The following is a 24714-nucleotide window of genomic DNA, read 5'->3' as shown; positions in this document are numbered from 1 at the left end:
TTTCCCGTGTGTTGTCAGCGCAGCAGCAGGCAGGCGTCGCCGTAGGAGTAGAAGCGATAGTTTTCGGCGATGGCGTGGGCGTAGGCGGATTGCATGCGTTCCAGGCCCATGAAGGCGCTGACCAGCATGAACAGGGTCGAGCGGGGCAGGTGGAAGTTGGTGAGCAGGGCGTCGACTGCCTGGAAGCGGTGGCCTGGGGTGATGAAGATGTCGGTTTCGCCTTCGAAGGGGGCGACGGTGCCATCGTCGCGGGCGGCGCTTTCGAGCAGGCGCAGGGCGGTGGTGCCGACGGCGACCACGCGGCCGCCGGCGGCTCGGGTGGTGTTGATGGTGTCGGCGGTGTGGGGGGTGATTTCGCCCCATTCGCCGTGCATCTGGTGGTCTCGGGTGTCGTCCACCTTGACCGGCAGGAAGGTTCCGGCGCCGACGTGCAGGGTCAGGCTGGTCTGGGTGATGCCGGCGGCGGTCAGGGCGTCGATCAGGCGCGGGGTGAAGTGCAGGCCGGCGGTGGGGGCGGCGACGGCGCCTTCGCGGGCGGCGAACAGGGTCTGGTAGTCGTCGCGGTCGCGGGCGTCGTCGGGTCGGCCCATGTAGGGGGGCAGGGGGATGTGGCCGACCGCTTCGAGGGCGGCGCGCAGGTCGGCGCCGTCGCGGTCGAAGGCCAGGGTGACCACGCCGCCTTCGGCTTTTTCCAGCACCTGGGCCGAGAGGGCATCGGCGAAATCGATGCGCTGGCCGGGTTTCAGCTTGCGCGCACCCTTGGCCAGGGCGCGCCAGGTGCCGTCGGGGCGCCGCTGGTCGAGGGTGATTTCGACGCCGGCGGTGCCGCGCCGGCCGGTCAGGCGGGCTGGCAGGACGCGGGTGTCGTTGACCACCAGCAGGTCGCCGGGGGCGAGTTGGCCGGGCAGGTCGGCCACCGTTAGGTCGGCGAAGAGGCCCTCTGGCGGCACCACCAGCAGGCGGGCGGCGTCGCGCGGGCTGGCCGGGCGGCGGGCGATGTGTTCGGGGGGCAGGGTGAAGTCGAACAGGTCGGTGCGCATGATGGGGGGTGGTATGCCCTTGTCGGGATTGATCTGGCAACTCGGATCGTGCCGTTGTCCCTCTTAAAACCGGCCCCCCGAATGACCACCTGAACAGACGGGGCGGACGGCACGGCTGATCCGCCCGCTGGAAAGTGGGTTTTGGGCAGGAGGTGGCGTGAGCGACCCAGCAACTCCCCAGTCCGCCCGGGCCGTGATGCTTGATGTGCCCGGTCTTGACGCCCTGATCGCCGCCCTGGCCGGGGCCGGTTTCACGGTCATCGGCCCCCGATTGCGCGAGCAAGCCATCGTGCTGGAGCCGATCGAGGGCCGGGCCGATCTGCCGGCCGGCTGGCGCGATGTGCAGAGCCCCGGGCACTATCGCCTGGAAGAGCGCGCGGATGGCGCCCTGTTCGGCTTCGCCAGCCCGCCGCACGCCTGGAAGCGCCATCTGCATCCGCCCGAGGTGCGCCTGATGCGGGCCCGCTCCACCGGCAGCGGCTTCGAGGTGACCGACAGCGCCGGCGACCATGCCCCGCCGCGCCTTGCCCTGCTTGGCGTCAAGCCGTGCGATCTGGCGGCCATCGCGGCCCAGGATCAGGTCTTCGGCCTGACCCCGGACGCTCCGGAGGCGTCGCGCCCCGACCCCACCTATGCCGGGCGCCGGCGGGCCGCCTTCATCGTCGCCCTGGACTGCGGCCATGCCGCCGCGACCTGCTTCTGCGATTCCATGGGCACCGGCCCGGCGGTTCCGGCCGATGGCGGCGGGGCCGATCTGGTGATGAGCGAGATCGTCGAGGGGGGCCACCGCTTCCTGGTCCGCCCGGCCAGTCCGGCCGGGGCGCGCCTGCTCGACAGCCTGCCCGAGGGCACCGGCCGGCCGCCCGAGGCGGCCGACCGCGCCGCCGCCGCCGCCGTGCCCGAGGCGACCCGGGCCGCCCAGAGGCGCCGCCTCGATCCCGATCATCGGCGCATCGTGGCCGACAACCTGGACCATCCGCACTGGTCCCGGGTCGGCGAGCGCTGTCTGGCCTGTGCCAACTGCACCATGGTCTGCCCGACCTGCTTCTGCGCCACGGTCGAGGATTCGACCGATCTGACGGGCGACATCGCCGAGCGCTGGCGCCGCTGGGATTCCTGCTTCACCATGGATTTCAGCTACATCCACGGCGGCAGCATCCGCATCGAGACGGCCAGCCGCTATCGCCAGTGGATGAGCCACAAGCTGAGTTCCTGGTACGAGCAGTTCGGGCGGTCGGGCTGCACCGGCTGCGGGCGCTGCATCGCCTGGTGCCCGGTGGGCATCGACCTGACCGAGGAGACCGCCCGTCTGGCCGGCCGCGCGCCGGCCCAAAACGCCGCCAAGCAAGACAGCGCCACACCGACTGGGGGAGAGTAACGCCATGGTCCAGGTCGAGGGTCTGGAGACCCTGCTCGAAAACCATCCCTTCTTCGAGGGGTTCGACGCCGACACCCTGGCCCTGCTCGCCGGCTGCGGGGTCAACGAGCGTTTCGGTCCCGGCGACTACGTGTTCCACGAGGGCAGCGACGCCGACAAGGTGTACATCGTGCGCCACGGCACGGTGTCCATCGAGGCCAAGGTGCCGGGCCTGGACCGGGTCTCGTTGCAGACCCTTCAGGAGGACGACGTGCTCGGCTGGTCGTCGCTGGTCACCCCCTACCGCTACACCTTCGACGCCCGGGCGGTGTCGCTGCTGCGCGTGGTCAGCCTGGACGCCGCCTGCCTGCGCAAGAAGTTCGAGGCCGACCACGAGCTGGGCTATCTGGTCCTCAACCGGGTGGTCGCCATGATGGCCGAGCGTCTTCAGGCCGCGCGCCTGCAAATGCTCGACCTCTACCAGCCCAAGGGCGGCCAGATGTAGGCCCCGATCAGGGACAGCGAACGATCATGGCCGAGGCTTCCACCCACCCCGCCGCAAACCCCGCGGCCCTGCGCGCCCCCGAACCGCCGGCCCGGGGAGCGGCCGACCCGATGCGGCCGCGTCGCTTCCGCATCGCCCGGCTGCGCCGCGAGCTGGCCGATACCTTCACCCTGGAGCTGGAGCCGCTGGACGGCGCCGGGATGCACTTCAAGCCCGGCCAGTTCAACATGCTCTATGTGTTCGGGGTGGGCGAGGTGCCGATCAGCATCAGCGGCGATCCGGCCGACCCCAGCGTGCTGGTCCACACCACGCGCGCCGTGGGCACGGTGACCAACGCCATGAACCGCCTGAAGGCCGGCCAGTCGATCGGCATCCGCGGCCCCTTCGGCACCCACTGGCCGGCCGAGGCGGCGCACGGCGACGACGTGCTGATCGTCGCCGGGGGCATTGGCCTCGCCCCCCTCAGGCCGCTGATCCACACCGTGCTGGCCGAGCGCGACCGCTTCGGCAAGGTGCTCATCCTCTATGGCGCCCGCACGCCGGAGGACATCCTGTTCACCCGCGAGCTGAAGGCCTGGCGGGGGCGCTTCGACATGTCGGTGCACGTCACCGTGGACCGCGCCACCGGCGCGTGGAACGGCCACGTCGGGGTGGTCACCCGGCTGATCAAGATGGGCGGCTTCGACCCCGGCAACACCTCTGCCTTCGTCTGCGGGCCAGAGGCCATGATGCGCTTCTGCCTGACCGCCCTGGCGGAGAAGGGGGTGCGCGAGGAGCGCATGTTCATCAGCATGGAACGCAACATGAAATGCGCCGTCGGCGTGTGCGGCCACTGCCAGTGGGGCGGCCACTTCGTGTGCCGCGACGGCCCGGTGTTCCGCTTCGACAAGGTGGCCGACATTTTCCGCGTCTGGGAGCTTTAGAACCATGAGCCCGGCCGACGCCTCGCGCCCCAAGCTGGCGGTCTTCAAGTTCTCCTCCTGCGATGGCTGCCAGCTTGGCCTGCTGTCGCTGGAGGACGAGTTGCTGGCCCTCGCCGGGGCGGTGGAGATCGCCTATTTCCTGGAAGCCACCCGGCGCACCGTGAAGGGCCCCTATGACGTCGCCCTGGTCGAGGGCTCGATCACCACCGCCCACGACGCCAAACGCATCCAGACCGTGCGCCGCCAGTCCAAGGTGCTGATCAGCATCGGCGCCTGCGCCACCGCCGGGGGCATCCAGGCGCTGAAGAACTTCGCCGACCACAAGGCCTTCATCGAGGCGGTCTACGCCCGGCCCGAGTACATCGAAACCCTGTCGACCAGCACCGCCATCGCCGACCACGTGCCGGTCGATTTCGAGCTGCGCGGCTGCCCGGTCAACAAGTATCAGGTGCTGGAGGTGCTGTCGGCCTTCCTCAACAACCGCAAGCCCAACCTGCCGCGCCACAGCGAATGCATCGAGTGCAAGCGCCGGGGCACGGTGTGCGTCATGGTCGCTCACGGCACGCCCTGCCTGGGCCCGGTCACCCAGGCCGGCTGCGGCAACCTGTGCCCCACCCAGACCCGGGGCTGCTACGGCTGTTTCGGCCCCAAGGAGGGCCCCAACACCCGCGCCCTGGCCGACTGGATGACCGGCGAAATGGGCCTGTCGCCGCGCGCCGTGGGGCAGGCCTTCCGCGGCTTCAACGCCGGCGCCGATGCCTTCAGGGAGGAGAGCGAACGCCATGTCCCGGCGCACGATCAAGGTTGAGGCCCTGGCCCGGGTCGAGGGCGAGGGGGCGCTCGACATCAAGCTGCGCGACGGCAAGGTGAAGGACCTGAAGTTCATCATCTTCGAACCGCCCCGCTTCTTCGAGGCCTTCCTTCAGGGCCGCCCCTACAGCGATGTGCCGGACATCACGGCGCGCATCTGCGGCATCTGCCCGGTGGCCTACATGATGGGCGCCGCGCAGGCCCTGGAAGCCGCCTTCGGGGCCAAGGTGGAAGGGCCGCTGGACGACCTGAGGCGCCTTGTCTACTGCGGCGAGTGGATCGAAAGCCACGTCCTGCACGTGGCCATGCTGCACGCCCCGGACTTCCTCGGCCTCAACGATTCCATCGAACTGGCCCGGGCCAACCCGGCGGTGGTGGAAACCGCGCTGCGCCTGAAAAAACTGGGCAACGCCATCCTCGAAACCATCGGCGGGCGCGCCGTCCATCCGGTCAACCTCAAGGTGGGCGGCTTCTACCGGGTGCCCACCCAGGGCGAAATCCAGGCCCTGATCCCCGAACTGGAATGGGCCCAGCAAGCCGCCGCCGGACTGGTCCGTCTGGTCGCCGGATTCGACTTCCCCGACCTTGAGCAGGACTACACCTTCCTCGCCCTCACCCACCCCGGCGAATACGCCATCCATCGCGGCACCCTGGCCACCAACCGGGGCCACGCCTTCCCCATCGACGCCTTCCACGAGCGGGTGGTCGAACAGCACGTCGCCCACTCCAACGCCCTGCACGCCGTGTTCAAACACGACGATGGCCGCGAGGGCCTGTTCAAGGTCGGGCCGCTGGCCCGGCACGCCATCAACTTCGAACAATACTCGAAAACCGTGCGCCAACTGGCCGCCGAGGCCGGGGTCGGGCCGGTGGTGACGAACCCCTACAAAAGCATCATCGTGCGCGCCCTGGAAAACCTCCAGGCCCTCGAAGACGCCCTCGCCCTGGCCCGCGCCTACAAGGAACCGCCCCGGCCCGACGTGCCCCTTACCCCCAAGGCCGGACACGGCCAAGGCTGCACCGAAGCCCCGCGCGGCATCTGCCACCACACCTACGAAACAGACCGCGACGGCACCATCACCAAAGCCGTCATCGTGCCCCCCACCGCCCAGAACCAGAAAATCATCGAAGACGACCTGCTGAAAGTGGTCGAAAACAACCTCCACCTGGACGACGCCGCCCTCACCTGGCGCTGCGAACAAACCATCCGCAACTACGACCCCTGCATCTCCTGCGCGACACACTTCCTGAAACTGTCAATCGACAGAGGGGCGTGAGGCGCCCGACGGCTGACGGGGGCTTTGCCCCCGAACCCTCACCGGGGGGACAGGGTCCCCCCGGACCCCGCCATTTCGTTGGAGCCGAACGCAGGCATGGATGGCAGGTGCAAGGGGGGTGGGTGCAGGCCAGCTTTGCTGGCCTGCGAAAACAACCCTGAAACAAGGGGAGGCGGTTGGTGCAATGCGCACCATCGACTTTTCGTTTAGGCAGGCCAGCGAAGCTGGCCTGCAACCAAATACCGTTCGTGCTTGGCTCTGCCTTGGCGTTTCACGCCAACGAACTGGCGGGGGTCCGGGGGACACCCCGTGTCCCCCGGCGGGGTTTCAAAGGGGCTGCGCCCCTTTGCCAGCCCCTTTAGCTGTTCTTGAAGTTGGGCTGGCGTTTTTCGACGAAGGCGGCCATGCCTTCCTTTTGGTCGTCGGTGGCGAAGCAGGCGTGGAACAGTCGGCGTTCGGTCATGATGCCCATGGCCAGGGTGGTTTCGAAGGCGGCGTTGACCGACTCCTTGCAGATCAGGGCGATGGGGCGCGACTGTTCGGCGATCCGTTCGGCGGTTTTGATGGCTTCGTCCATCAGGTCGGCGAGGGGCACGACGCGGCTGACCAGTCCGGCGCGTTCGGCTTCGGCGGCGTCCATCTGGCGGCCGGTCAGGCACATTTCCATGGCCTTGGCCTTGCCCACGGCGCGGGTCAGGCGCTGGGTGCCGCCGGCGCCGGGGATGACGCCGAGGTTGATTTCCGGTTGGCCGAAGCGGGCGTTGTCGGCGGCCAGGATGAAGTCGCACATCATGGCGACTTCGCAGCCGCCGCCCAGGGCGTAGCCGGCGACGGCGGCGATCACTGGTTTGCGGCAGGTGGTGATGCGTTCCCAGCCGTTGGTGATGAAGTCTTCCAGGTAGGCGCTGATGAAGGACTTGCCGGCCATTTCCTTGATGTCGGCTCCGGCGGCGAAGGCTTTTTCGCTGCCGGTCAGGACGATGCAGCCGATGGTTTCGTCGGCCTCCAGGCCGTCCAGGGCCTGGCCCAGCTCTTCGATCAGCTGGGCGCACAGGGCGTTGAGGGCCTTGGGGCGGTTCAGGGTGACGATCCCGACCTTGCCCCGGGTTTCGACCAGGATGTGCTCGTAGGCCATGGGGGTGCGACGCTCCTTGAAGGGGAATTATAAGACTGTCAGTTGGGTTTCAGCGAAAAGTGGATGAGCAGACTGCCGCCTTGGCTTGTGAAGTCAAGGCGCAAGCGCTCGTTGCCGCGCTGGAAGCCGAGGGGGTCGCCGGGCAGGGCGGTCCAGCCCAGTTGGGGCAGGGTGTCGGCGTAGAAGGCGCGGGCCTTGGCGGCTGGCCCGGGGCCGCGGGCGTAGGCCTCGGCGAGACGGCCGTAGGCGCTGTCGAAGACGGTGGGGGGGGGATCGTCGAGGGCGCTGAAGCCGGCCGGCAGGGGCAGGTCGTCGAAGCCCTTGAGGAAGGAGTCGGCCCCCAGCGCCGGGTTGGCGCCTGGAAGAAGCGCCGGGGTGGCGCCCAGCCACAGCGCGCAGGCCAACGCCGCCGCCCGACCGGCCCGGCCGATCCGGCGGATGCCGCTGTCCGTTGTTCGGCGCAGGCTCCCCATCATGGAGGCCAGGAATACCACTACCGCTGGCGGCGGGGACAGTAAAAAGTCGACCGCCCGGCCTGCACCAGCCGGCGGATGCCGCCCCCTTCGGCGAGGTCGCAGTCGCACCCCGGGCAGGGCTGGCCGGCCTTGTCGTAGACCGCGAAGCTGAACTGGAAGTAGCCCAGCTCGCCGTCCGGCTGGCGGTGGTCGCGCAAGCTGGCGCCGCCGGCGGCGATGGCCTCGGTCAGCACCTGTTTGATGGCCTCGGCCAGCCGCGCGGCGCGCTGCCCTTTCACCGTGTCGGCCCGCCGGCGGGGCGACAGGCCGGCCCGGAACAGGGCCTCGCTGGCGTAGATGTTGCCGATGCCGGCGATCAGGCGCTGGTCCATCAGGGCCGGCTTGATGGGCCCGCGTCGTCCGGCCAGGGCGGCGGCCAGCCAGGGGCCGGTGAGGGTGTCGGAGAGGGGCTCCGGCCCCAGGTCGGTGAGCATCGGGTGGGTTGCGAGCTCGGCCTCGGTGGTCAGGGTGAGGAGGCCGAATCGGCGGGCGTCGGTGAACACCACGCGGCTTTGCGTGTCGGTGGTCAGGATCAGGTGGTCGTGCGGCCCGGGCGGCGGCGGGGTGCCGAGGTGGGGCGGCGGCAGGATGTGCACCCGGCCGCTCATGCCGAGATGGCCGAGCAGCACCCGGCCGTCGTCCAGCACCAGTTGGAAGAACTTGGCCCGGCGGCGCACCGCCACCACCCGGCGGCCCGACAACGCCTCGGCCAGATCGGGCGGGAAGGGGATGCGCAGGCCCGGCCGCAGCACCGCCACCTCGGCCAGCCGGCGCCCCTCGAGGGCCGCCGCCAGACCCCGGCGGACCGTCTCGACCTCCGGCAATTCGGGCATTCACGGGTCCTCCGCTGCTGTCATCGGGCCCCTCTGGGATAGTTGATGTGATGCCGGATCGCATCCCCAAACCGGCCCCGGCAAAAAAGTGCCCCGAGGGGTCAAATCCCGTATTCCGCCGGGTTGGGGCTTGGGCTATGGTGCGCCCCCATGAGCACGTCCCAGCACCCGCCCCACCCCGCCGCCGAGGCCCCCTCGGCGGATGACGATCTGACCCATTTCGGCTACCGTTCCGTGCCCCGCGCCGAGAAGGCGGGCATGGTCCGGCAGGTCTTCGATTCGGTCGCCGACAAGTACGACCTGATGAATGACCTGATGAGCGGTGGCATCCATCGCATCTGGAAGGCCGCGCTGATCGACTGGCTGTCGCCGCGCCCCGGCCAGCACCTGATCGACGTGGCCGGCGGCACCGGCGACATCGCCTTCCGCTTCCTGGAGCGCGCCGCCAAGGTGGGGGGCGAGGGGGCCAAGTCGTTCCCGGCCCGGGTCACGGTGTGCGACATCAACGCCGAGATGCTGCGCGTCGGGCGGCGCCGGGCAGCCGACCGGGGGCACCTGTCGGGGCTGACCTGGACCTGCGGCGATGCCCAGTTCCTGCCCTTCCCGGACGGCACCTTCGACGCCTACACCATCGCCTTCGGGCTGCGCAACGTGACCGACCCGCAACTGGCCCTGAACGACGCATTCCGCGCGCTGAAGCCGGGCGGGCGCTACATGTGCCTGGAATTCTCGCACGTGGTGGTCCCGGTCTTCGACCGCATCTACGATGCCTACTCGTTCACCGTGCTGCCCGGTCTGGGGCAGATGGTGGCCGGCGACCGCGCCGCCTACGAGTATCTGGCCGAAAGCATCCGCCAGTTCCCGCCCCAGGACGAACTGGCCGCCATGATGCGCAAGGCCGGCTTCGAGAACGTCAAGTACCGCAACCTCTCGGGCGGCATCGCGGCCATCCATTCGGGCTGGAAGCTTTAAGGGCTTCCGGCCGACCTCCGCCGCCCCGCCTCCCCCTTGTCCCGGCCCTGGTCCGGGTAGCTGGCAGCAACGTCCGTGATCCGCCCAACCCGCAACCTGCTCCGCCTGATGTCCGTGGCCCGGGTGTTGGCCCGCCACGACGCCCTGTTCCTGATGGAAGGGGTGCGGGTGGCCCACATCGCCGCCTGGGCGGCCAGCCTGACCACCCGGCGCAACACCGAGGGGCGGCCCGGTCAGCGGCTGGCCCGCGCCCTGTCCGAGTTGGGGCCGACCCTGATCAAGTTCGGCCAGGCGCTGTCCACCCGCCCCGATCTGCTGGGCGAGGAAGTGGCGGCCGACCTGTCGGAGCTTCAGGACCGCCTGCCGCCGTTCCCCTTCGAACAGGCCAAGCGGATCATCGAGGACGAGTTCGGCGCCCCGCTCGGCAGCCTGTTTGAAAGCTTCGACGAGGAGCCGGTGGCCGCCGCCTCCATCGCCCAGGTCCACTTCGCGGTGACCACCGATGGCGCCCCGGTGGCGGTGAAGGTGCTGCGCCCGGGGGTCGAGGCCGCCTTCCGGCGCGACATCGACCTGCTCTACTGGCTGGCCGAGATGGTCGAGTGGGCCCAGCCCGGCTGGCGCCGTCTGCGCCCGGTGGAAAGCGTGCGCACCTTCGAAGACGCGGTCAACATGGAGATGGACCTGCGTTTCGAGGCCGCCGCCGCCTGCGAGATGGGCGACAACTTCGCCGGCGACCCCACCTTCCGCGTGCCGTCGGTGGACTGGCGGCGCACCGGGCGCAACGTGATGACCCTGGAGCGCGTCGGCGGCCTGCCGGTGGACGAGCCGGAAACCCTGCGCGCCCACGGCATCGACCCGCTGACGGTGTCGGAAAACGCCTCGCGCGCCTTCTTCCACATGGTCTTCCGCGACGGCTTCTTCCACGCCGACCTGCACCCCGGCAACATCTTCGTCGATCCCAATGGCGGGCTGATCGCCCTCGACTTCGGGATCATGGGGCGGGTCGATACCGACACCCGGCGCTATCTGGCCGAAATGCTGGTCGGCTTCCTGACCGCCGACTATCGCCGGGTGGCCGAGGTGCACTTCGTCGCCGGCTACGTCTCGGCCGACCGCTCGGTCGAGGCCTTCACCCAGGCCAGCCGCTCGATCGCCGAGCCGATCCTCGGCAAGCCGATCGCCGACATCTCCATCGCCCGCCTCCTGGGCCAGCTCTTCCAGGTCACCGAGACCTTCCAGATGCAGACCCAGCCGCAGCTTCTGATGCTCCAGAAGTCGATGCTGGTGGCCGAGGCCCTGGGCCGCAATCTGGCCCCGGAAACCAACATGTGGGAGCTGTGCCGCCCGCTCATCGAGGAGTGGATGCGCGACAACCTGGGCCCCAAGGCGCAGGCCGAACGCGCCGCCCGCGCCGTCGCCCGCTCGGCCGAGCGCCTGCCCGCCATGCTCGAGCACGCCGACAAGGCGGCCGCCATGATCGGCAACGGCGGCCTCAAGCTGCACCCCGAAACGGTGCGCCAACTGGCCGGCAACCGCCGCGGCCTGCCCGGCTGGCTGCCCTGGGCCCTGGTCGCGGCTTTGATCGGTGCGCTGCTGGTGAAGTAGGGCGGCAAAGGGGCGCTGCCCCTTTGAAATCCCCGCTGGGGAGGCCGGGAGGCCTCCCCAGACCCCACCATGACTCAAAACCACCCGGAGGGGGCTTGCCCCCCTCCGGGTGGTTTTAATTCACGGCGGGGGTCCGGGGGGGCCCCTGGTCCCCCCGGCGGGGGTTCCAAGGGGGCAGCGCCCCCTTGGCGCCCTGCCTCACGAGGTCTATAAGGCCCGGCATGGAGCATGTGTTCATCAAGATGCACGGTCTGGGCAACGATTTCGTGGTTCTGGACCGGCGCGGCGGTGTGCCGCTGTCCTCCGTTCTGGCCCGTGGGTTGGCCGAGCGGCGTCTTGGCGTGGGCTGTGATCAGGTGATCACCCTGCTGGACCCCGCCGGCTCCGGCGCCGCCGCGCGGATGACCATCCACAACCCGGATGGTGGCGAGGTCGAGGCCTGCGGCAATGCCACGCGCTGTGTCGGGCGTCTGCTGCTGGCCGAGTCCGGTGCCGAGGTGGTGCGCATCGAGAGCGCCGGCGGCCTGCTCGAGGTGCGCCGCGCCGGCGACGGGCTGTATGCCGTGGAGATGGGCCCGGCCCGCCTGGACTGGGCCGAGATTCCCCTGGCCCGGGCCATGGACACCCTGCATCTGCCGCTCGAGGTGGGGCCGCTGGCCGATCCGGTGGGGGTGGGCATGGGCAACCCGCACGCGGTGTTCTTCGTCCCCGATGCCGAGGCCATCGATCTGGCCGCCCTGGGGCCCGAGGTGGAGCATCACCCGCTGTTTCCCAACCGGGTCAACGCCAGTGCCGTCTCGGTGCTGGGGCGGGACCGGCTGCGCCTTCGGGTGTGGGAGCGCGGCGCCGGGCAGACCCGGGCCTGTGGCACGGCGGCCTGTGCGGCGGTGGTGGCGGCGGCGCGGCGCGGTCTGGCCGAGCCCACCGCGACGGTGGTGCTGGACGGCGGCGCGCTTTCCATCGCCTGGGACCGCGACGGCACCGGCCGGGTGACCATGACCGGCCCGGCGGTCGAGGTCTTTCGCGGCACCTTCGATCCCCAGGCCCTGCCATGACCCACAGCAAGCCGCGCCCCGATGTGGTCACCTTCGGCTGCCGCACCAACGCCTTCGAGTCGGAGATCATCCGCGACCATCTGGCCAAGGCGCCGCCGGGCAGCCGGCCCCGGGTGGTGGTCAATACCTGCGCCGTCACCGCCGAGGCGGAGCGGCAGGCCCGTCAGACCATCCGCCGCCTGAGGCGTGAGCATCCGGAGGCGGAGATCGTGGTCACCGGCTGCGCCGCCCAGTTGGCGCCGGAGCGCTGGGCCGAGTTGCCCGGGGTGGCCCGGGTGCTGGGCAATCCAGACAAGCTCCAGGCCGACAGTTGGGACCCGACGACGGAGGCGGCGGCGGCGGCCGGCCCCTCGATCCAGGTCAGCGACCCGGAGGCGGTGGCCGCCCTGGCCCCCCATCTGGTCGCCGGCTTCGAGGACCGGGCGCGCGGCTTCGTGCAGATCCAGCAGGGCTGCGACCACCGCTGCACCTTCTGCGTCATCCCGCTGGCCCGCGGGCCGAACCGCTCGGTGGCGGTGGAACGGGTGATCGAGCAGGCCCGCGCCCTGGTCGCCGGCGGCCTGCACGAGCTGGTGCTGACCGGCGTCGACCTGACCAGTTGGGGCGGCGAGCTGCCCGGCGCGCCGCGCCTCGGCGCCCTGGTCGCGGCGCTGCTCGAGGCGGTGCCGGAGCTGCCCCGACTGCGCCTGTCGTCGCTCGACCCGGCGGCGCTCGATGAGCAGTTGCTCGACCTGCTGGCCGGCCATCCCCGGGTCATGCCGCATGTGCATTTCTCGGTCCAGGCCGGCGACGACATGATCCTCAAGCGCATGAAGCGGCGCCACGACCGGGCCCGGGTGATCGAGCTGTGCGAACACCTGGGCGCGGCGCGGCCGGAGATCGTCTTCGGCGCCGACCTGATCGCCGGCTTCCCGACCGAGACCGAGGCCATGTTCGCCAACACCCGGGCCCTGATCGATCAGGCCGGGTTGGCCCATCTGCATGTCTTCCCCTATTCGCCGCGTCCCGGCACCCCGGCGGCCCGCATGCGCCGTCTGCCCGGCGAGGTGGTCAAGGCGCGTGCCGCCGAGTTGCGCGCCGCCGGCGCGGCGCGGCTCGAGGCGGTGATGCAGGCGCGCCTGGGGCAGACCGCCGAGCTGGTGCTGGAGGCCGACGGTCAGGCCCGCGACCCCTCGTTCCTGCCGGTGCGGGTGGACCGGGCCGTTTCGGGGCTGGTCCCCGGTCGGCTGATCCGGGTAAGGTTCGCCGCCATCGACAACGGCTCTCTTCAGGCAGAGGTGATCGGCTGAGCATGTCCCAGGACCCCCATTCCCCCGGCAACGAGGAAAAGAAGCGGCGTTTCTCGCTGTTCGGCGGCCGCTCGCGCGAGGAAAAGGAAGCCGAGAAGGAGGCCAAACGCCAGGCCGAGCTGGACCGCAAGGCCGAGAAGGAGGCCCGCCGGCTGGCCGAGAAGCAGGCCAAGGAGGACGAGAAGCGCCGCCGCCTGGAAGAGAAGGCGCGCCGGAAGGGCAAGCTGCCGCCGCCGAGTGCCGAGCCGCTGAGCTTCGAGCCGGTGGTGCCCGAGTCGCCCAAGGCACCTGAAGCCCCGGTGACACCGCCGCCGGTCGCCGAGCCGCCGAAGGCTCCTCAGCCCGTGGCGCCCTCGGCCCCGCCGCCGGTCGCCGAACCGCCCAAGGCACCTCCGCCGCCCGTACCGCCGGCGCCGCCGGTGGCGTCCCCACCGCCGGCCGCCAAGCCGGAGCCCCAACCGGCCCCGGAGGCGCCGAAGCCGCCGCCGCCCGCGCCGCCCAAGGTGGAATTCGCCAAGCCGGAGCCCGCCAAGCCCGAGGTTGCGCCGCCGCCACCGGTCGCCGACTGGGCGCCGCCGCCGGTGATGCCGCGCCCGGAAGCGCCGGCTCCCGAGGTCGCGCCGGCGCCGCCCGCCCAGGCCGGGGACAAGGCGCCGCTTGAGCCGCCCGTTCAGACGCCAGTTCAGGAACCGGTTCAGGAGAAGACTGTCCCGGCGCCCGCCGCCCCGCTGCCGCCGTCCGACGCTCCCCCTCCCGCCGAGGCGGCCCAGGAGGGCCCGAAGGACGGCGAGACTCCAAAGGAGGGCGAGGCCGCCAAGGAAGGCGAGGAAAGCGAGGAGGAGGAGCAGAAAAGCTGGCTCCGCCGGCTGTTCGACGCGCTGGCCCGCTCGTCGGGCCGGCTGGCCCAGGGCATCGTCGACCTGTTCGCCAAGCGCAAGCTGGACGACGACACCCTGCAGGAGCTGGAAGACCTGCTGATCACCGCCGACATGGGGGTGGAAACCTCGGCCCGCCTGTGCACCGCCCTGGCCAAGGAGCGCTTCGGCAAGCACGTGCCGCCGGAAGAGGTGAAGGCGGTGCTGGCCGAGGAAATCGCCGACATCCTGGAGCCGGTGGCCAAGCCGCTGGAAATCGACCGCAAGGCCAAGCCCCACGTGGTGCTGGTGGTCGGCGTCAACGGGGCCGGCAAGACCACCACCATCGGCAAGCTGGCGCGCTACTTCAAGCGCCAGGGCCGCACCGTCTCGATGGCCGCCGGCGACACCTTCCGCGCCGCCGCCGTCGAGCAGCTCAAGGTGTGGGGCGGGCGCACCGCCTGCCACGTCTTCGCCCGCGAGACCGGGGCCGATGCCGCCAGCCTCGCCTTCGATGCCTACACCGAGGCGCAGAACTACGGCGATGACGTGCTGCTGATCGACACCGCCGGCCGGCTGCAGAACAAGGTCGGCCTGATGGAGGAGTTGAAGAAGATCGTCCGCGTGCTGCGCAAAGTGGACGAGTCGGCGCCGCACACCTGCCTGCTGGTGCTCGACGCCACGGTGGGCCAGAACGCCCACTCGCAGGTCGAGACCTTCCGCGACATGATCGAGGTCAACGGGCTGGTCATGACCAAGCTGGACGGCACCGCCCGGGGCGGCGTCATCGTCGCCCTGGCCGACCGCTTCGGCCTGCCCATCCACGCCCTGGGGGTGGGCGAGAAGATCGACGACCTTCGGCCCTTCAAGGCCCGCGACTTCGCCAACTCGCTGATGGGCCTGGACGAAAAATCGGCCGGCCTGCTGGGCGGCGGGAAGGAGTAGGGGCGGCTCATACCAACCGGCGATGAGAGGAACTCATCCAAAGGTCCGTATGAAAGGGGCTTTGCCCCTTTAAAACCCCACCGGGGGAGCCAGGGGCTCCCCCGGACCCCCTCCATTCATTCATTGATCGCCGAACGCGCCGAACAGTCGGACGGATTTGTGCAAGCAAACCATTGGGAGGACGATCTTGGGCCGCGCGCCCATTCCCTGGTTGTTTTCGCAGGCCAGCGAAGCTGGCCTGCAACCAAAAACCCCGGGCGTTCCGCTCGGAGGCAGCGCTTGTTCACCAACGAATGGAGGGGTCCGGGGAAGCCCTGCTTCCCCGGTGGGGGTTTGGGGGCAAGGCCCCCATCTTAAACCGCGATTGGGGGTTTGGGGGCAAAGCCCCCATCTTAAACCGCGATGAGTCCCACTCATCGCGTGTCCGTATCAGGGGGTCAGTTCGATGCGGATCTGCTCGATCACCGTGTCGTAGAGGCCGTAGCCGCCGGCCTGTTTGACGGCGGCGAAGCAGTAGCCGTCGCGGGTCCACTTCAGGCCCTTGGGCCACTCCAGGCAGAGCAGGCCGTCGCCCGAGGGATGCCAGCGCCCGCCGTCGTGCGTGTCCACCGTCAGCGCGTCGGAGTCGGCGGCGAAGGTGAAGCTGTGGGTGGCCACATAGCCCTGCTTGAACCGGGCCTGCATGGTTCGCCCGGCCATCTCCCGGGCGATCATCTGGTTGGTCATCCGCGTGCCCCCTTCCTCGAGGGCGCCATCGACGGTCTGCACACAGGCAGCCAGCGGGACCAGGGCGGCAAGCAGGATTGCAAGAGCTCTCAACATATCCTCTCTCCTTCGTCTCGGAAAAAACTACCCCTCGCCCAGCGCCGGCAGGTCGACCAGGAAACGGGCCCCGGCCACCGTGCCGTCGGGGGTCTGGCGGTTGCCGGCGGTCAGGGTGCCGCCGGCGGCCTCGACGATCTGGCGCGAGATGGCCAGCCCCAGCCCGGAATGGGTGCCGAACTTCTCGCCCGCCGGACGGTCGGAATAGAAGCGGTCGAAGATGGCCTCTTCCTTGCCCGGCGGGATGCCCGGGCCGTCGTCCTCGACGCTGACCAGCACCCGCCCGTTGTCGCGCCACGCGGCCAGCCGGATCCGCCCCCCGGGCGGCGAGAACGACCGCGCGTTGGACAACAGGTTGCGCAACACCTGGGTCAGCCGCCCCTCGACCGCCGCCACCGGCAGCGGGTCGCCGCCCTCGGGCAGGGCCAGGTCGAGCGCCACGCTCTCGGCGGTGTCGCGGTGGATGGCGGCCAGGGTGCCCAGCATCTCGGCCACCTTGACCGGCGCCGTCTCGGCGCGCGACAGCTCGGCGTCCAGCCGCGAGGCGTCGGAAATGTCGCTGATCAGCCGATCGAGGCGCTTCACGTCGTCCTCGATGATGCCCATCAGCCGCTTCTGCTGCTCCGGGTCGCGCACCCGGGCCACCGTCTCGACGGCGCTTTTCAGCGAGGTCAGGGGGTTCTTGATCTCGTGTGCCACGTCGGCGGCGAAGCGCTCGATGGCGTCCATGCGGGCCCACAGGGCGGCGGTCATCTGGCGCAGCACGCCGGACAATTCGCCGATCTCGTCGCCGCGCCGGGTGAAGTCGGGGATCTCCACCCCGCGCCCGCCGCCGCCCCCCTCGGCGTGGCGGATGCGCTCGGCGCGCGCCGCCAGCAGGCGCAAGGGCCGGGCGATGGTGCGGGCCAGATAGACCGAGACCAGCACCGTCACCGCCAGCACCGCCAGGAACACCTTGAGGATGGTGGTGCGCACCTGGAACACCTCGGCATCGAGCCCGGCCGAGCTTTCCGAGACCATCACCGCGCCCACCACCTGTTTGTAGAACTGCACCGGCACGGCGTAGGAGAGGATGCGCGGCCCTTCCTCGGTGGCGCGGATGGCGTGCGCCGGCTCGCCCACATCAAGGGCGATGGCCACCTCGTCGTAGTCGACGCTGGTCTGCCGGGCGCGCTCCACATAGGGCGGGTAGGGGCCGCTCAGCACCGTGGTCGCCAGCAGGCGGTCGTGCAGCCAGCGCCACAGGCGGGTCAGCAGGTCCTGGTCCGGCGGCGGCAGGTCGCGCACCTGGACCAGCCCGCCCGGGCCGCGCAGCATCTGGGAGTCGGCGACCAGCAGGCCGTTGGGGTCGAACAGCCGGATGCGCAGGCCGATCAGGTCGGCCAGCCGGCGGATCATCATGCGGCTTTCCTCGACCGCCAGTTCGTGGCGCAGCACCCCGGCGCCGATCAGCGGGATCGGCCCGGGGTGGGTGGTCACGGCACTTTCACCGATGGCGGCGGCGATCAGCGCGGCCTGGGTGTGCAGGCCGGAGAGGCGGGTCTCGACCAGGGTTTCCTGATAGTGGTCCAGGTACAGCAGCCCGCCGACCAGCAGCAGCGGGGCGAGCAGGTTGACGGCCAGGATGCGCCGGGTCAGCGGCGAGCCGGGCAGGCGCCGCCAGCGCCGCCGCCAGATCACCCGGCGGCGCCGCGACGAGATCGGCCGGAACGCCGGATCAGCCCGCATCGCCTCCCTCCGCACCGCGAAACCTGAAATGCGCCGTCATGATGAGGGTCGCGGGTGATTGCGGCAAGAGTGTGCGGCTGCGGGGCGTTCAGGCGCCCCCCGGAGCACCACGCGGGGTGCCGTGCGGGGCCAGGGCCCGGAAGGGCAGCAGCATGGTCAGGGCAAGGGCCAGCTTGACCCCGAAATCGCCGATCGCCAGCGCCACCCACCAGGTCATTTCGATCCCCAAAAGGCTGACCGGCGCCCCCGGCAGCCCGGTGAAGGCGAGGGAAAAGAAGATCGCCGTGTCCAGCCCCGAGCCGATCAGCGAGCTGACCAGCGGCGGCAGCCACCAGACCCGGCGGCGCAGTCGGTCGAACACCTGAACATCGAGCATCTGGGCGGCCAGGAAGGCGCTGCCCGAGGCCACGGCGATGCGCGGCGTGGCCAGCCAGATGGACAGCACCACGGCCAGCGCGAAGCCGACCAGGACCACCCGGCGGGCGGCCACCGGGCCCAGGTGGCGGTTGGTCAGGTCGGTGACCAGGAAAGCCACCGGATAGGTGAACGCCCCCCAGGTGAGCAGATCGTTGATCGGGTACTGGACCAGGATGTTGGAGGCGGTGACCACCGCCATCATGGCCAGGACGGGCAGGATCAGGGGGCGCGGGATGGTCGGCATGGGGCGCGGGCTTTCGTCCGGGAGGGGGGCGGGCTATTGATACGGGAGGGGGGCGGGCTATTTATGGGCGTCGGCTGATCCGTCGCTTTACACCGTGCCGGCGGTCGGGCGCAAGGCGGGGGCGGCCGCCGTTGTCGGCCGGGCGCCGGGCGGGTTAAGGTCGGGGCCTGGATGTCCCCCGCGTCGGAGCCCGCCATGTCCGCCCCAGAGCGTGTCTTCTCGGTCTGCCCCCACGACTGCCCCAGCACCTGCGCGCTGGAGGTGGAGCGCCTTAACGCCCACACCGTGGGCCGGCTGCACGGGGCCAAGGGGCAGGGCTACACCGACGGGGTGATCTGCGCCAAGGTGGCGCGCTACGCCGAGCGGGTCCACCACCCGGAGCGTTTGGCCACGCCGTTGCGCCGCACCGGGCCCAAGGGTGGCGGCGACTTCGCCCCGATCTCCTGGGACGACGCCCTGGACGAGATCGCCGAGGGCTTCACCCGCACCGTCCAGAGCCACGGGGCGGAGGCGGTGTGGCCCTACAACTACGCCGGCACCATGGGCCTGCTGCAGCGCGACGGCCTGAAGCGGCTGCCCCATCTGCTCGGCTATTCGCGCCAGAAGGGGACCATCTGCTCGACCATCGCCACCGCCGGCTGGCTGGCCGGGGTGGGCGCCAAGCGCGGCCTCGATCCACGCGAGATGGCCGAGGCCGAGGTCATCCTGATCTGGGGCGCCAACCCGGTGCACACCCAGGTCAACGTCATGGCCTGGGTGGCCAAGGCGGTGAAGGGGCATGGCGCCAAGCTGATGGTGGTCGACCCCTACCGCACCGCCACCGCCGAGAAGGCCGACCTGCACCTGATGCTCCGCCCCGGCACCGACGGCGCCCTGGCGGCGGCGATGATGCAGGTGCTGCTGGCCGAGGGGCTGGCCGACCGCGCCTATCTGGCCCGCCTGACCGACTTCGACGACACGGTGGAGGCCCATCTGATGGCGCGCACCCCGGAATGGGCGGCCGCCATCACCGGCATCGAGGCCGAAACCATCCGGGCGGCGGCGCGTCTTTGGGGGTCGACCAAAAAGGCCTTCCTGCGCCTGGGCTTCGGCTTCACGCGCAGCCGCAACGGGGCGGCGGCGATGCACGCCGCCACCTGTTTGCCCGCCGTCACCGGCGCCTGGCAGGTCAGGGGCGGCGGGGCGCTGTTCGCCAACTCCGACATCTACCCCATCGACACCACCCTGATCACCGCCGCCGACGGCCCGCACACCGGCCAGCGCGAGCTGGACATGAGCCGGCTGGCCGACATCCTGGGCGGTGATGCCGAGGCCCTCATGGGCGGCCCGCCGGTCGGCGCCATGCTGGTCCAGAACACCAACCCGGCGGCGGTCAACCCGGACCAGCGGCGGGTTCGCGCCGGGCTGGCCGACGCGGGGATGTTCCTGGCCGTGCACGAGCAGTTCATGACCGAAACGGCGGCCCTGGCCGACATCATCCTGCCGGCCACCACCTTCCTTGAGCACGACGACCTCTACAAGGCGGGCGGCCATACCCATCTTCAGGTGGCCCGCCCGGTGATCGCCCCCTTCGCCGAGGCGCGCCCCAACCACGAGGTCCACCGCGCCCTGGCCGCCCGCCTGGGGGCCGAGCACGAAAGCTTCACCATGAGCGCCGCCGAGATCGTCGCCACCACCGTCGTCCGCTCCGGCCTGCCGCCGGTCGAAAGCTGGGACAACGCCACCTGGCTCGACCGGGCGCCGGACTTCGAGACGGCCCACTTCCTGAACGGCTTCGGCGGTGCCGAGGGCCGCTTCCGCTTCAAGGCCGACTGGGCCCGCACCGGGGCCGAGGGGCACCGCCTGCCGGCGCTGCCCGACCACTGGGCGGTGATCGAGGAGGCCGACGCCGAACATCCCTTCCGGCTGGTCACCGCCCCGGCCCGCAACTTCCTCAACACCACCTTCACCGAAACCGCCACCTCGCGGGCCAAGGAGAAGGCGCCCGAGGTCAAGGTCCACCCCGGCGATCTGGCCGCCCTCGGGCTGGCCGACGGGGCGGCGGTGGCGTTGGGCAACCGGCGCGGCCGGGTGCGTCTGACGGCGCGCGCCTTCGACGGCGTGCAGCGCGGCGTGCTGATCGCCGAAACCATCTGGCCGGGGCGCGACCACGCCGGCGGCCTGGGCATCAACGCCCTGACCAGCACCGACAGCCCGGCGCCCAACGGCGGCGCCGTGTTCCACGACTGTGCCGTGTGGCTGGCCGCCGCGCCGGCCGACGCCGCCTGAGGGACCCTTGCCCATGTCCGCCATGCCGCCGATCACCCCGCCGCCCGCCGACAGCGCCCCCCACATCCTGGTGGTGGGCAACGAGAAGGGCGGCACCGGCAAGAGCACCATCGCCTTTCACATCGCCGTCGCCCTGATGGACGCCGGCCTGCCGGTGGCCACCCTCGATCTGGACGGCCGCCAGGGCAGCCTGACCCGCTACATCGAGAACCGCTGCGGCTTCGAGGAGTTGCGCAACGCCGGCCTGCCGATCCCGCTCGGTCACCGCTCGCTGGCCCCCAGCGGCGACGCGATGGCCGACGCCCGGGCGGTCGACCACGCCCTGGCCGAGCTGACCTCGGCCGAGGGCGGCGGGGCGCGGGTGGTGGTGGTCGACACCCCGGGCTCGGACAGCGCCCTGTCGCGGCGCGGCCACGCCTGGGCCGACACCCTGATCACCCCCTTGAACGACAGTCTGGTCGATCTCGACGTGCTGGCCCTGGTCGATGTCCAGAGCGACCGCATCGTGCGGCCCAGCCACTACGCGGCCATGGTGTGGGAGGCCAAGCAGGCCCGCGCCCAGGCCGACGGCGGGGAAATCCAGTGGATCGTGCTGCGCAACCGGCTGTCCAACCTCAACGCCCACAACAAGCGCGAGATGGCCCGCCTGCTCGGCCAGTTGGGGCCGCGCCTGGGCTTCACCCTGATCGCCGGGCTGTCGGAGCGGGTCATCTTCCGCGAGCTGTTCCTGGCCGGGCTGACCCTGCTCGACCTCAGGCGGGCCGGGGTCGGCCAGTCCCTGACCATGTCGCACATCACGGCGCGCAACGAGCTGCGCGCCCTCCTGAAAGCCATCAACCTGGGCCGCCGGGTGCGCCACGAGGGCGCCCCGCCCATGCCACGCCCGCCCGGCGCCGCGCCGGCCGCCCGTCCGGCGCTGGGGGGAGGGGCTGGGTGAGCCAGGGGTCGGGAGAGGTCGACCGCCCGGACCGGGGCCAGGGGAGCGGCGCGGTGGCCGCCTTCCTGGAGCAGGCGGCCCAGGTGCCGGCCACCGTGCCGGCCGGGGCGCCCCGGCTGCTCTTTGCCGTGGATGCCACGGCGTCGCGCCAGCCGACCTGGGACCGCGCCGCCCATCTGCAGGCGACGATGTTCGAGTCGGCCGCCGGGCTGGCCGTCAAGCTGCTGTTCTACCGGGGTTTTCAGGAGCTGAAGGCAACTCCCTGGGTGGCCGACCCGAAGCGTCTGCAAGGGTTGATGGGCCGCGTCACCTGTCGCGCCGGGGCGACCCAGTTGGCCCGCGTGCTCGACCATGCCGCCGAGCTGGCCAAGGGCGGCGACCTCAAGGCCCTGGTCTTTGTCGGCGACTGCCTGGAGGAGCCGCCCGACGCGGTGATGGCCGCCGCCGGGCGGCTGACCCTGGCCGGGGTGCCGGCCTTCCTGTTCCAGGAAGGCCACGACCCGGTGGCCGGCCCCCTGTTCGCCGAGATCGCCCGCCTGACCGGCGGCGTGCACCATCCTTTCGACGGAGCCAGCCCGGCCCATCTCAAGGCCCTGCTGGCCGGGGCGGCGGTCTATGCCGCCGGCGGCTGGTCGGCGCTCAAGGACTGGGAGGCCAGGACCCGCCCGCCCCTGCGCCTGACCAGCCGGCTGGGAGGGCGCTAGCCATGTTGCCCGCCTTTCTGCTCGGCGTCGGCCTGCTGATCGGGCTGATCCTGCTCGGCCGCTGGGCCCGCGACGCCGAACCGGCCGACCTGTGGCGGGCGGTGCGCATGGTGGCCGGGGTGCTGCTCGGGGTGGGGATCCTGCTTTTGATCGTCACCGGGCGCCTGGGCTGGGCCCTGGCCGCCCTGCTCGGCTATCTGCCCTGGCTCAACCGGCTGGCCCAGTTGATGAGCCTCAGGCGCGGCCTGGGCGGCCTGTTCGGCGGCGGGCCGCGCGGCTTCGGCAACGCCGGGGCGGGGCGGACCTCGCAGGTGGAAACCGCCTGGCTGGCCCTCAGTCTCGACCTTGAAAGCGGCGAGATGACCGGCACCGTGCGCGCCGGCCCCTTCGCCGGGCGCTCCCTGGACAGCCTGTCGCGCCAGGAGATCGGCGCCCTGGCCCGGGCCCTGACCGAGGACGCGGACTCGCGGCGCCTGCTGGCCACCTGGCTGACCCGCAACCGTCCGGACTGGGCCGACGACGTGGGGTCGGAGGCGGGTTCGGGCGAGGGCGAGGGCGCGGCGGCCGACGGCCCGATGAGCCGCGCCGAGGCGCTGGACATCCTGGGCCTGGACGACGGCGCGAGCGACGACGCCATCCGCGCCGCCCACCGCCGCCTGATCGCCCAGGTCCACCCGGACAAGGGCGGCAGCGCCTGGCTGGCCGCCAAACTGAACCAGGCCCGCGAGGTGCTGCTGGGAACGGGGCGGGGGTGACGGGGCGGCGGCCGGCCACTGCCCGCAAAAATGGTGCTTGCGGTGGCGGCGTCGGTGTTTCAAGAATGGGGCGGTATGGGGGGCCTGTAGCTCAATTGGTTAGAGCCGACGGCTCATAACCGTCTGGTTGCAGGTTCGAGTCCTGCCGGGCCCACCATTTTTCTTTGCACCTTGCCGCCCGCCAACCCAAGGTGCGGGTTCCGGTTCGAGGCTACGCCTCTCACCTCCACCATTCTTCCCGTCTCCACCAGCCCCCTCACCCCGGCGCCACCACCGGGCTCGCGGCCATGGGGGGCAGGTCGGCGGAGAGGCGGTAGGTGTTGCGGCCGGCCGACTTGGCGGCGTACATCGCCGCATCGGCCTTGTTCAGCAGGGTGTCCATGTCCTCGGCGTCGTCCGGGAAGTAGGCGACGCCCAGCGAGGCCCCCACCTGCACGGTGTGGCCCTGAAGCTCCATCGGCTGGGAAATGGCCCGGATCAGGGCGCTTGAGGCGCGCGGGCAGTGGGCCACCGGGTCCTGCCCTTCCATGAGCACGACGAACTCGTCGCCGCCCAGGCGCACGGCGGTGTCGGAGGCGCGCAGGTGGTCCTGGATGCGGCGCGCCACCTCCTGCAACAACAGGTCGCCGATCTCGTGGCCCAGGCGGTCGTTGACCTCCTTGAAGCGGTCGAGGTCGAGGAAGATCAGGGCCAGGCACTCGTCCTCGCGCCGGGTGCGGGCGATGGCGTGTTGCAGGCGATCATAGAGGATCAGCCGGTTGGGCAGGCCGGTCAGCGGGTCGTGGAAGGCCAGATGGCGGATCTGCTCGTCCTTCAGGTGGCTGTCGGTGATGTCGCGGAAGACCGCCACAAAGCGCAGGTTGCGGCTGGTCTGGTCGGTGGCCCGGTTGATGCTGAGCCATTGCAGGTAGGCCTCGCCGTTCTTGCGCCGGTTCCACACCTCGCCCTGCCAGGAGCCGTCCTTGGCGATGGCCTGCCACATGTCGTCGTAGAACCGGGGTTCGTGGCGGTTGGAGCGCAGCAGGGCCGGGGACTGGCCCACCGCCTCGTCGGCCGCATAGCCGGTGATCTCGGTGAAGGCCGGGTTGACGGTGAGGATGCGCGAGTTGGCATCGGTGACCATGATGCCTTCCGAGGAATGGGCATACACCGTGGCGGCCAGCCGCAAGTCCTCCTCGGCCCCCAGGAAGCGGCGGTAGAAGCTGTGCATCGCCTCGATGGCCGTGCAGACCAGCAGGGCATCGACCAGGAACACCGCGTTGGACAGCAGCATTTCCTTCTCGAAGCCGAAGGTCCAGGCCATGTAGGGCGGCCAGAACAGGTAGGTGGCCAGCAGCGTGCCGATCAGCGCGGCGAACATGCCGGCCCAGAAGCCGCCCAGCACGGCGGCAATGGCCACCGAGGGGAAGAAGGTGATGTACTGGATGCCGCCGTCCAGCGGCGCGATCAGAAGGCGCGCCCCCAGCGCCACCGCCATCAGGACCAGGACGAGCAGAACCCTGTGGCGCCAGCTTTTGTCGGCCGGCATGAGCCCGTGAAGGCACGCCAGGGCGGCATCGATCCGCGGGTGGGGTTTGGGGCGGCCATGGGGCATGGTGGAGTCGGAGGTGTCTGCCTGTTCCGGAAACCAGGGGTGGAATATATAATCCCCCTACATCCCATGATGCCTCAATTCAGGCATTGAGCATAGTCGAAAGTGCCGAGCCCGACAGTTCTGGTCGGAC

Annotated in this window: 22 protein-coding genes and 1 tRNA gene; 15 read left to right on the top strand and 8 right to left on the bottom strand. The window is 70.8% G+C overall.

All coding sequences use genetic code 11. The features are described 5' to 3' along the window. Window positions 1-14: 14 nt before the first annotated feature. A complete protein-coding gene (queA, locus tag BLR95_RS04115) occupies window positions 15-1040 on the bottom strand; it encodes a tRNA preQ1(34) S-adenosylmethionine ribosyltransferase-isomerase QueA (RefSeq protein WP_092615838.1) in 1026 nt (341 codons plus the stop codon). A gap of 157 nt (window positions 1041-1197) precedes the next feature. Between queA and BLR95_RS04110 the strand changes: the two genes are divergently transcribed. Genes BLR95_RS04110 through BLR95_RS04090 form a run of 5 tightly spaced genes read left to right on the top strand, consistent with a single transcriptional unit; the run spans window position 1198 to window position 5912 of the window. After that, a complete protein-coding gene (locus BLR95_RS04110; RefSeq protein ID WP_218119480.1) occupies window positions 1198-2418 on the top strand; it encodes a 4Fe-4S dicluster domain-containing protein in 1221 nt (406 codons plus the stop codon). Between the two features lie 4 nt (window positions 2419-2422). Next, window positions 2423-2902: a cyclic nucleotide-binding domain-containing protein gene (locus tag BLR95_RS04105; protein ID WP_092615832.1), complete on the top strand. Its 480-nt coding sequence runs from the start codon at window positions 2423-2425 to the stop codon at window positions 2900-2902. Between the two features lie 26 nt (window positions 2903-2928). Next, complete coding sequence (locus BLR95_RS04100; RefSeq protein ID WP_092615829.1) at window positions 2929-3825, top strand: FAD/NAD(P)-binding protein; 897 nt, start codon at window positions 2929-2931, stop codon at window positions 3823-3825. 4 nt (window positions 3826-3829) lie between these two features. After that, a complete protein-coding gene (locus BLR95_RS04095) occupies window positions 3830-4633 on the top strand; it encodes an NADH-quinone oxidoreductase subunit B family protein (protein WP_092615826.1) in 804 nt (267 codons plus the stop codon). Beyond that, a complete protein-coding gene (locus BLR95_RS04090; RefSeq protein ID WP_092615823.1) occupies window positions 4608-5912 on the top strand; it encodes a Ni/Fe hydrogenase subunit alpha in 1305 nt (434 codons plus the stop codon). Before BLR95_RS04095 ends, BLR95_RS04090 begins: the two co-directional genes overlap by 26 nt. Before the next feature lie 358 nt (window positions 5913-6270). On the opposite strand, the gene BLR95_RS04085 is transcribed toward BLR95_RS04090, so the two are convergent. The 3 genes from BLR95_RS04085 to mutM are packed head-to-tail and all read right to left on the bottom strand — an operon-like array spanning window position 6271 to window position 8395. Further along, the gene (locus BLR95_RS04085; RefSeq protein WP_092615820.1) at window positions 6271-7047 is read right to left on the bottom strand and encodes an enoyl-CoA hydratase; all 777 of its coding nucleotides are present in this window, start codon (window positions 7045-7047) and stop codon (window positions 6271-6273) included. Between the two features lie 38 nt (window positions 7048-7085). After that, on the bottom strand, window positions 7086-7523 hold the full coding sequence (locus BLR95_RS04080; RefSeq protein ID WP_143130930.1) for a hypothetical protein: 438 nt from the start codon (window positions 7521-7523) through the stop codon (window positions 7086-7088). 17 nt (window positions 7524-7540) lie between these two features. Continuing rightward, window positions 7541-8395 (bottom strand): bifunctional DNA-formamidopyrimidine glycosylase/DNA-(apurinic or apyrimidinic site) lyase, encoded by an 855-nt coding sequence (mutM, locus tag BLR95_RS04075; RefSeq protein ID WP_092615815.1) that lies wholly within the window; start codon window positions 8393-8395, stop codon window positions 7541-7543. A 150-nt stretch (window positions 8396-8545) separates the two neighbouring features. Here mutM and ubiE point away from each other — a divergent pair, with 150 nt between their 5' ends. The 5 genes from ubiE to ftsY all read left to right on the top strand — a co-directional run bounded on the left by ubiE (window position 8546) and on the right by ftsY (window position 15115). Next, window positions 8546-9367: a bifunctional demethylmenaquinone methyltransferase/2-methoxy-6-polyprenyl-1,4-benzoquinol methylase UbiE gene (ubiE, locus tag BLR95_RS04070; RefSeq protein WP_092615813.1), complete on the top strand. Its 822-nt coding sequence runs from the start codon at window positions 8546-8548 to the stop codon at window positions 9365-9367. 75 nt (window positions 9368-9442) lie between these two features. After that, entirely contained in the window at window positions 9443-10972 is a 1530-nt protein-coding gene (ubiB, locus tag BLR95_RS04065) for a 2-polyprenylphenol 6-hydroxylase (RefSeq protein WP_092615811.1), read from the top strand. A 221-nt stretch (window positions 10973-11193) separates the two neighbouring features. Beyond that, window positions 11194-12027 (top strand): diaminopimelate epimerase, encoded by an 834-nt coding sequence (gene dapF, locus BLR95_RS04060; protein WP_092615809.1) that lies wholly within the window; start codon window positions 11194-11196, stop codon window positions 12025-12027. Next, window positions 12024-13316: a tRNA (N(6)-L-threonylcarbamoyladenosine(37)-C(2))-methylthiotransferase MtaB gene (gene mtaB / locus BLR95_RS04055; RefSeq protein WP_092615806.1), complete on the top strand. Its 1293-nt coding sequence runs from the start codon at window positions 12024-12026 to the stop codon at window positions 13314-13316. Before dapF ends, mtaB begins: the two co-directional genes overlap by 4 nt. Window positions 13317-13318: 2 nt before the next feature. Continuing rightward, a complete protein-coding gene (gene ftsY / locus BLR95_RS04050; protein ID WP_092615803.1) occupies window positions 13319-15115 on the top strand; it encodes a signal recognition particle-docking protein FtsY in 1797 nt (598 codons plus the stop codon). Window positions 15116-15544: 429 nt separating this feature from the next. Here the strand turns inward: ftsY and BLR95_RS04045 are convergent, their stop codons facing one another. The 3 genes from BLR95_RS04045 to BLR95_RS04035 form a co-directional block, all read right to left on the bottom strand. Further along, a complete protein-coding gene (locus BLR95_RS04045; RefSeq protein WP_143130929.1) occupies window positions 15545-15937 on the bottom strand; it encodes a DUF995 domain-containing protein in 393 nt (130 codons plus the stop codon). Window positions 15938-15964: 27 nt separating this feature from the next. Then, the gene (locus tag BLR95_RS04040) at window positions 15965-17665 is read right to left on the bottom strand and encodes a stimulus-sensing domain-containing protein (RefSeq protein WP_092615797.1); all 1701 of its coding nucleotides are present in this window, start codon (window positions 17663-17665) and stop codon (window positions 15965-15967) included. Between the two features lie 88 nt (window positions 17666-17753). Continuing rightward, the gene (locus tag BLR95_RS04035; RefSeq protein ID WP_092615794.1) at window positions 17754-18326 is read right to left on the bottom strand and encodes a queuosine precursor transporter; all 573 of its coding nucleotides are present in this window, start codon (window positions 18324-18326) and stop codon (window positions 17754-17756) included. Window positions 18327-18521: 195 nt separating this feature from the next. Between BLR95_RS04035 and BLR95_RS04030 the strand changes: the two genes are divergently transcribed. From BLR95_RS04030 to BLR95_RS04010, 5 genes are all read left to right on the top strand, one after another. Continuing rightward, the gene (locus BLR95_RS04030; RefSeq protein ID WP_092615792.1) at window positions 18522-20594 is read left to right on the top strand and encodes a molybdopterin-dependent oxidoreductase; all 2073 of its coding nucleotides are present in this window, start codon (window positions 18522-18524) and stop codon (window positions 20592-20594) included. 13 nt (window positions 20595-20607) lie between these two features. Continuing rightward, window positions 20608-21531 (top strand): division plane positioning ATPase MipZ, encoded by a 924-nt coding sequence (locus BLR95_RS04025; protein WP_281241284.1) that lies wholly within the window; start codon window positions 20608-20610, stop codon window positions 21529-21531. Continuing rightward, window positions 21528-22235: a vWA domain-containing protein gene (locus BLR95_RS04020; protein WP_092615789.1), complete on the top strand. Its 708-nt coding sequence runs from the start codon at window positions 21528-21530 to the stop codon at window positions 22233-22235. Before BLR95_RS04025 ends, BLR95_RS04020 begins: the two co-directional genes overlap by 4 nt. A gap of 2 nt (window positions 22236-22237) precedes the next feature. Continuing rightward, window positions 22238-22990, top strand: coding sequence for a DnaJ domain-containing protein (locus BLR95_RS04015; protein ID WP_092615786.1), 753 nt, complete (start codon window positions 22238-22240; stop codon window positions 22988-22990). A gap of 80 nt (window positions 22991-23070) precedes the next feature. Further along, window positions 23071-23147 (top strand) — tRNA-Ile (locus BLR95_RS04010). A gap of 99 nt (window positions 23148-23246) precedes the next feature. Here the strand turns inward: BLR95_RS04010 and BLR95_RS04005 are convergent. Then, window positions 23247-24518 (bottom strand): diguanylate cyclase domain-containing protein, encoded by a 1272-nt coding sequence (locus BLR95_RS04005; RefSeq protein ID WP_176787605.1) that lies wholly within the window; start codon window positions 24516-24518, stop codon window positions 23247-23249. Window positions 24519-24714: the final 196 nt, after the last annotated feature.

This window comes from Roseospirillum parvum (assembly GCF_900100455.1).
In the GTDB taxonomy this organism is placed as follows: Bacteria; Pseudomonadota; Alphaproteobacteria; order Rhodospirillales; family Rhodospirillaceae; genus Roseospirillum; species Roseospirillum parvum.
The sequence above is the reverse complement of the archived record's forward strand: the minus strand, read 5'-3'. Positions and strand labels throughout refer to the sequence as shown.

Bases quoted from the DNA above. Each gene is read 5' to 3' on its own strand.
- mutM (WP_092615815.1), bottom strand. From the start codon at position 8,395: ATGCCCGAATTGCCGGAGGTCGAGACGGTCCGCCGGGGTCTGGCGGCG.
- BLR95_RS04035 (WP_092615794.1), bottom strand. From the start codon at position 18,326: ATGCCGACCATCCCGCGCCCCCTGATCCTGCCCGTCCTGGCCATGATG.
- ubiE (WP_092615813.1), top strand. From the start codon at position 8,546: ATGAGCACGTCCCAGCACCCGCCCCACCCCGCCGCCGAGGCCCCCTCG.
- BLR95_RS04045 (WP_143130929.1), bottom strand. From the start codon at position 15,937: ATGTTGAGAGCTCTTGCAATCCTGCTTGCCGCCCTGGTCCCGCTGGCT.
- BLR95_RS04030 (WP_092615792.1), top strand. From the start codon at position 18,522: ATGTCCGCCCCAGAGCGTGTCTTCTCGGTCTGCCCCCACGACTGCCCC.
- BLR95_RS04100 (WP_092615829.1), top strand. From the start codon at position 2,929: ATGGCCGAGGCTTCCACCCACCCCGCCGCAAACCCCGCGGCCCTGCGC.
- ftsY (WP_092615803.1), top strand. From the start codon at position 13,319: ATGTCCCAGGACCCCCATTCCCCCGGCAACGAGGAAAAGAAGCGGCGT.
- BLR95_RS04080 (WP_143130930.1), bottom strand. From the start codon at position 7,523: ATGATGGGGAGCCTGCGCCGAACAACGGACAGCGGCATCCGCCGGATC.
- BLR95_RS04105 (WP_092615832.1), top strand. From the start codon at position 2,423: ATGGTCCAGGTCGAGGGTCTGGAGACCCTGCTCGAAAACCATCCCTTC.
- BLR95_RS04005 (WP_176787605.1), bottom strand. From the start codon at position 24,518: ATGCCGGCCGACAAAAGCTGGCGCCACAGGGTTCTGCTCGTCCTGGTC.
- BLR95_RS04090 (WP_092615823.1), top strand. From the start codon at position 4,608: ATGTCCCGGCGCACGATCAAGGTTGAGGCCCTGGCCCGGGTCGAGGGC.
- queA (WP_092615838.1), bottom strand. From the start codon at position 1,040: ATGCGCACCGACCTGTTCGACTTCACCCTGCCCCCCGAACACATCGCC.
- BLR95_RS04025 (WP_281241284.1), top strand. From the start codon at position 20,608: ATGTCCGCCATGCCGCCGATCACCCCGCCGCCCGCCGACAGCGCCCCC.
- mtaB (WP_092615806.1), top strand. From the start codon at position 12,024: ATGACCCACAGCAAGCCGCGCCCCGATGTGGTCACCTTCGGCTGCCGC.
- BLR95_RS04015 (WP_092615786.1), top strand. From the start codon at position 22,238: ATGTTGCCCGCCTTTCTGCTCGGCGTCGGCCTGCTGATCGGGCTGATC.
- BLR95_RS04085 (WP_092615820.1), bottom strand. From the start codon at position 7,047: ATGGCCTACGAGCACATCCTGGTCGAAACCCGGGGCAAGGTCGGGATC.
- BLR95_RS04095 (WP_092615826.1), top strand. From the start codon at position 3,830: ATGAGCCCGGCCGACGCCTCGCGCCCCAAGCTGGCGGTCTTCAAGTTC.
- dapF (WP_092615809.1), top strand. From the start codon at position 11,194: ATGGAGCATGTGTTCATCAAGATGCACGGTCTGGGCAACGATTTCGTG.
- BLR95_RS04040 (WP_092615797.1), bottom strand. From the start codon at position 17,665: ATGCGGGCTGATCCGGCGTTCCGGCCGATCTCGTCGCGGCGCCGCCGG.